Source organism: Streptomyces kebangsaanensis, from assembly GCF_001906585.1.
GTDB classification, from domain to species: Bacteria; Actinomycetota; Actinomycetes; order Streptomycetales; family Streptomycetaceae; genus Streptomyces; species Streptomyces kebangsaanensis.
In genome coordinates this window covers 8665-11605 of sequence record NZ_JUJA01000041.1, presented here as the reverse complement: position 1 = coordinate 11605, position 2941 = coordinate 8665, and the positions used below count along the sequence as shown (strand labels likewise).

Genomic DNA, 2941 nt, shown 5'->3' with positions numbered 1-2941 from the left:
CCGACAGACCCGCGATCGCGATGGTCGCGCCGATCAGACCCATGTAGCCGAACATCGGCTTGCGGGAGAAGACCGGGATGATCTCACTGACGATGCCGAAGAACGGCAGCGCGATGATGTACACCTCGGGGTGCCCGAAGAACCAGAACAGGTGCTGCCACAGCAGCGCACCGCCGTTGGACGACTCGAAGATCTGGGCGCCGAACTTGCGGTCCGCCTCCAGTGCCAGCAGCGCGGCGGCGAGCACGGGGAAGGCCAGCAGGACCAGCACGCCGGTCAGCAGCACGTTCCAGGTGAAGATCGGCATGCGGAACATGGTCATGCCCGGCGCGCGCATGCAGATGATCGTGGTGATGAAGTTGACCGAGCCCAGGATGGTGCCGAAGCCCTGCAGGGCCAGACCCATGACCCACAGGTCGCCGCCCAGACCCGGCGTGTGCACCGCGTCCGACAGCGGCGTGTAGCCGGTCCAGCCGAAGTCGGGTGCGCCCTGCGGGGTGAGGAAGCCGCTCACCGCGATGAGCGAGCCGATCAGGTACAGCCAGTAGGCCAGCATGTTCAGACGCGGGAAGGCCACGTCCGGGGCGCCGATCTGCAGCGGCATGATCCAGTTCGCGAAGCCGGCGAACAGCGGCGTCGCGAACATCAGCAGCATGATCGTGCCGTGCATCGTGAACGCCTGGTTGAACTGCTCGTTCGACATCAGCTGCATGCCCGGACGGGCCAGCTCGGCGCGCATGAGCAGCGCCATCACGCCACCGATGCAGAAGAACGCGAACGACGTCGCCAGGTACAGCGTTCCGATCGTCTTGTGGTCCGTGGTCGTCAGCCACTTCACCACGACGTTGCCCGGTTGCTTGCGCCGGACCGGCAGCTCGCTCTCGTAAGCGTCTTCAGCTGCCGCGGCACCCTGAGGTTGGTTGAGGATGCTCACAGCTTCTTCGTCTCCCGGTTCTTCTCGTGGCTCGTCTGCGCGATGCCGGCGGGAACGTAACCGGTCTGCCCCTTCTTAGCGAGGTCCTTGAGGTGCTGCTCGTAGCGCTCGGGCGAGACGACCTTCACGTTGAACAGCATCCGGGAGTGGTCCTGGCCGCAGAGCTCGGCGCACTTGCCCCGGAAGGTGCCCTCCATGGTGGGGGTCACCTGGAAGGAGTTGGTGTGGCCCGGGATGACGTCCTGCTTCATCAGGAACGGCAGCACCCAGTAGGAGTGGATGACGTCACGCGAAGTGAGAACGAAGCGGACGGTCTTGCCCTTGGGCAGCCACAGGGTCGGGCCGGGATTGCCGTTCTGGGGGTTCCGCGTGCCCGGGATGCCGTAGTCGTAGACGCCGCCGGCGTTGGCCGGGAAGGCGTCCTTGAACCGGTCCGGGATGTCGGCCAGGTTCTTGTCGGTCTTCGCGTCACCGGTCACACCGGGAACGGGCTCGATGTAGTTGAAGGCCCAGCTCCACTGGTAGCCGACGACGTTCACCGTGACGTCGGGCTTCTTGGACATGTCCAGGAGCTTCGACTCGTCACGGGCCGTGAAGTAGAAGAGCACCGAGACGATGAGGAGCGGGACCACCGTGTACAGCGCCTCGATGGGCATGTTGTACCGGGTCTGCGGAGGTACCTCAACCTTGGTGCGACTGCGCCGGTGGAAGAAAGCACTCCACAGGATCAGACCCCACACCAGGCAGCCGACGGCAATCGCGGCCGCCCAGGACCCCTGCCACAGGGAGAGGATGATCGGAGCCTCTTCCGTGGTCGGGGTGGGCATACCCAGTCGGGGAAAGTCCTTGTATGTGCAACCGGTAGCGGTCGCCAGGACCAGGCCCGCAGTCAGTGCCTGCAGCAGCTTCCGCCGCATCGGGCGCCGCGGCGAGCGGTCGGAGCCGTTGGGACTCACGTAGCGCCTTCCCGAGAGTCTCGCCCGCGCGGTTGGCTGCGGCCTGCCTTCTCGCTGGTCGGTCGCCGCCCTGCGTCGGGCAGGGGTTTGGATGTTTATGCGGACCAAACCCTACTGGACGCCTTCCGGCGGAGCGCGGGGAGGGTGGGTTACGCGCCGCGGGTCGGCCCGAAGGGGTGGAGTGTCCCTTCATGGGCTGGTTTGCGGAGGGGGGTTGGGGCACCTGAGGGGGTGGGTAGGAAGCTTTTACGGCGGCTGCTGGTACGTCGCGGCCCGTCGCGCCCACGATGGGGGTTTCCCTGCTCGTCAAGGGCTTGGGGGAGGAGCCGCACATCAGGCACGGCCCCGCGCCCCCGCCTGCTCCTCCGTAGGTCGTAGCGTGGGCGTGTGGCCTACTTCGACGCTGCTTCCAGTGCTCCTCTCCATTCCGTTGCCCGGCAGGCGCTCCTCGCCTCCCTCGACGAGGGGTGGGCCGATCCCGCTCGTCTTTACAGGGAGGGGCGGCGGGCCCGGTTGCTGCTGGACGCGGCCAGGGAGGCGGCCGCGGAGGCGGTGGGGTGCCGGGCGGACGAGCTGACGTTCACCTCGTCGGGGACCCGGGCCGTGCACAGCGGGATCGCGGGGGCGCTGGCGGGGCGGCGGCGCGTCGGACGCCACCTGATCGTGTCAGCGGTCGAACACTCCTCGGTCCTTCACTCGTCCGAGGCGCACGAGGCGGACGGCGGGACGGTCACGCAGGTGCCGGTGGACCGCGGGGGCGCGGTGGCCGCCGCGTCGTACGGGGCCGCGCTGCGCGAGGACACCGCGCTGGCCTGTCTGCAGTCGGCCAACCACGAGGTGGGGACCGAGCAGCCGGTCGCCGAGGTGGCCGAGGTGTGCCGGGCGGCGGGCGTACCGCTGCTGGTGGACGCGGCGCAGTCGCTGGGCTGGGGTCCGGTGGAGGGGGGCTGGTCACTGCTGGCGGCGAGTGCGCACAAATGGGGCGGGCCGTCGGGGGTCGGGCTGCTCGTGGTGCGCAAGGGGGTGCGGTTCGCGCCCCAGGGACCGGCGG

Annotated in this window: 3 protein-coding genes; 1 reads left to right on the top strand and 2 read right to left on the bottom strand. The window is 68.4% G+C overall.

Features of this window, described 5'->3' with window-relative positions; translation table 11 throughout:
- Both RH94_RS05995 and ctaC read right to left on the bottom strand, forming a co-directional pair.
- The coding region (locus RH94_RS05995; RefSeq protein ID WP_199880876.1) for a cytochrome c oxidase subunit I at positions 1–934 on the bottom strand (934 nt) is incomplete at its 3' end.
- A complete protein-coding gene (gene ctaC, locus RH94_RS05990; RefSeq protein WP_073946609.1) occupies positions 931–1890 on the bottom strand; it encodes an aa3-type cytochrome oxidase subunit II in 960 nt (319 codons plus the stop codon). The genes RH94_RS05995 and ctaC, both read right to left, overlap by 4 nt.
- 387 nt (positions 1891–2277) lie before the next feature.
- Between ctaC and RH94_RS42510 the strand changes: the two genes are divergently transcribed.
- A partial coding sequence (locus tag RH94_RS42510) for a cysteine desulfurase family protein (RefSeq protein ID WP_234425561.1) occupies positions 2278–2941 on the top strand: 664 nt, incomplete at its 3' end.